The sequence below is a fragment of the Leclercia sp. M-A074-M genome (assembly GCF_965195605.1).
Lineage (GTDB): Bacteria > Pseudomonadota > Gammaproteobacteria > Enterobacterales > Enterobacteriaceae > Enterobacter.
This window is the reverse complement of record NZ_CBDAHM010000027.1, coordinates 1-2,612: the sequence shown is the minus strand read 5'-3', so window position 1 is coordinate 2,612 and position 2,612 is coordinate 1. Positions and strand designations below refer to the sequence as shown.

Below are 2,612 nucleotides of genomic sequence, written 5' to 3'. Positions count from 1 at the left end.
CTCATCATCACTAAGAGTCATCAGGGCTCCGGAAGAAAAACCAAACATGGCTTACCTACTGTTAACGGCAACGCAGAAGAAAGGTTTACAGGGTAGCGGGCAGGGATGAAAAAAAAAAATTGCAGTCAGGCCGGAACGGCTGCTGAACCGGTACAGGCGGGTTCCGGGCGCAGCGCCGGACCAGTCACGGAGCACTAGCGGAGTGTATACTGGCTTAAGATGTAGCATGGCAGTAACACATAGCATTAATGCCACATAAGACAGGCGCAGAAAGTGAAAGAAAACGCGTCAGGAGAAAATGTGATACAGAATATATTCCGCTTCCTCGCTCACTGACTCGCTCCGCTCGGTCGTTCGGCTGCGGCGAGCGGGACGGGCTTACGGATGGATCAGAAATTTCCTGGGGGATGCCAGGAAGATACTTAACGAAGAAAGCATAAGGCCGCGCCAAAGCCGTTTTTCCATAGGCTCCGCCCCCCTGACAAGCATCACAGAATCTGACGCTCAAATCAGTGGTGGCGAAACCCGATGCGGCTTAAAGATACCAGGCGTTTCCCCCTGGTGGCTCCCTCGTGCTCCCCCGCATTCCTGCCTTTCGGTTTACCGGTGTCACTCCGCTGTTATGGCCGCGGTTTCTCATTCCACGCCTGACACTCAGTTCCGGGAAGGCAGTTCGCTCCAGGATGGACTGTATGCACGAACCCCCCGTTCAGTCCGACCGCTGCGCCTTATCCGGTAACTATCAACTTGAGTCCAACCCGGAAAGACACGACTAATCGCCATTGGCAACGGCCATTGGCAAACAGGATGTGCGAGAGATGTCTCAAGAGTTCTTGAAGTGGCGGCCTTAGTGAGGCTACACTGAAAGGACAAATTTGGTGACATGTCTCGCACAAGACTGTTACCACGGTTAGGGGATCTGCCAGGATTACCTAACCTTCGAAAAACCACCTGCCAGGGTGGTTTTTTCGTTTACAGGGCAAGAGATTACGCGCGGAAAAAAAGGATCTCAAGAAGATCCTTTATAAATTAGACATCCAACCTCACAAAGAGGAATACTTAAATCATCTTGGTATATGTATCGGCCGGATTACATCTCATATAAGCCTCCTCCCCGCCTGACACCACACTTTGACCATAGCACCTCGCGCCTAACTCGATATACAGCCCACCATCAAGCCTCTTTTCACATAAAAAATGACCTATAGTTAGATGGTTAGTGACCAAAACTGATATGGATAAAAGGAGCTGGCTTTGAAAAAGATTTTTGTTTCAGTGTTCGCAGCGGCAGTTGCGCTTTCAGCCCTCACCGGCTGCACGCGCACAAGCTATGCCATACACACCAATGACGGTCGCACTATTGTCAGCGACGGCAAACCTAAAGAATCAGACTCAGGCCTGCTTGGCTATACAGACGCGAATGGTGTCAAACAGCAGATCAATAAAACCGACGTTAAAGAAGTCTCCGAAATTCCGCACTGAGCATCTTCTCCGAAAAAGGCCGCTAATGTGGCCTTTTTCTTTACCTGTGGTTCTCCGCCAAAATCCCAGCAAATTGCATCACCAAAGCTAAAAGCTTTCAGGGTTGTCTAAAAAGCACAAGACATAAGAGGAAGTGCGGTATTTTATAATCAAGCCCCCAAGAATTTACCATAACATCCGTTGCCCGCACCGCCTGAGACGCGTTCAGCGCGTTCCTGACGAAACCATGACAAAAACCACAACAAACCACCCCGGAACCCGTCAGAAACGCGCCTGTTAAATTTTAACGGCATGCATGACTATGCACCAGAATGACGCCATGCTCTTTTCACGCAAAAATCATCACCAGACGGGGAAAATCACCAGTGACCAGACAGGAATCCGCCGCCCTCAATATGGCCAAATTTATCCGCGCACAGACACTTCTCCTCCTTGAGCGGCTCGAGCAGATGGATCTGGATGAGGCTGCCGGCTGCTGTGAGCACCTGCACGATCAGGCCGAAGCGCTTTACGCCATGCTGAACGCACAGATAGGCGAGGAAAATGCGTGAAAATCGGTGAACGGGTGCGCAATTCAGTGCGCGGCCGTGAGGCGATGGCGGGGTGTCGGGGCGCAGCCCTGACCAGGGTATTTGTGATGCCGGCGCGTGCGCGGTATTACAAATGCACATCCTGTCCCGGAACGGACACCGGGAAACAGCAAAAAAAACCGGGCGGCACGCCCGGAACTCAATCAAGTTAGATTAGATTACTCTCACTCGTCCATAACAGCATCATGGAACGACGACCACCGTCCGTGACGGCCGCCTCGTTTAAGTATGGACAGAAATACAGAAAATGCTCAGGACGAAATGTAATGAATGCGAACGGATTCAAGAAATTCGAGCATGACAGTCCTTACGGCCGGTTCGGTTTCAGACAAAATCTGCCGGTATGCATCCAGCATCATGGCTCCGGCATCCCCTCCGGCACGCCGTAGCCAGACCGAAACAACGGACACAAGCAGGTGTCGCTCATCATCACTAAGAGTCATCAGGGCTCCGGAAGAAAAACCAAACATGGCTTACCTACTGTTAACGGCAACGCAGAAGAAAGGTTTACAGGGTAGCGGGCAGGGATGAAAAAAAAAA

General features: G+C 51.2%; 3 protein-coding genes. 2 read left to right on the top strand and 1 reads right to left on the bottom strand.

All coding sequences use genetic code 11. The annotated features are described in order from the left end of the window. Window positions 1-1,254 precede the first annotated feature (1,254 nt). Together ACOKCT_RS22870 and ACOKCT_RS22865 are read left to right on the top strand one after the other, a co-directional pair. The gene (locus ACOKCT_RS22870; RefSeq protein WP_021243043.1) at window positions 1,255-1,482 is read left to right on the top strand and encodes a YgdI/YgdR family lipoprotein; all 228 of its coding nucleotides are present in this window, start codon (window positions 1,255-1,257) and stop codon (window positions 1,480-1,482) included. 365 nt (window positions 1,483-1,847) lie between these two features. Then, window positions 1,848-2,033 carry a Rop family plasmid primer RNA-binding protein gene (locus ACOKCT_RS22865; protein ID WP_013772937.1) on the top strand — a complete coding sequence of 62 codons (186 nt, stop codon included), beginning with the start codon at window positions 1,848-1,850 and terminating at the stop codon, window positions 2,031-2,033. Between the two features lie 290 nt (window positions 2,034-2,323). Here the strand turns inward: ACOKCT_RS22865 and ACOKCT_RS22860 are convergent, their stop codons facing one another. After that, window positions 2,324-2,542, bottom strand: a complete 219-nt coding sequence (locus ACOKCT_RS22860) for a hypothetical protein (protein WP_198129632.1) — start codon at window positions 2,540-2,542, stop codon at window positions 2,324-2,326. Window positions 2,543-2,612 lie beyond the last annotated feature (70 nt).

What these genes read in the sequence shown, in the direction of transcription:
- ACOKCT_RS22860 (WP_198129632.1), bottom strand. Translation starts at nt 2,542, where the DNA reads ATGTTTGGTTTTTCTTCCGGAGCCCTGATGACTCTTAGTGATGATGAG.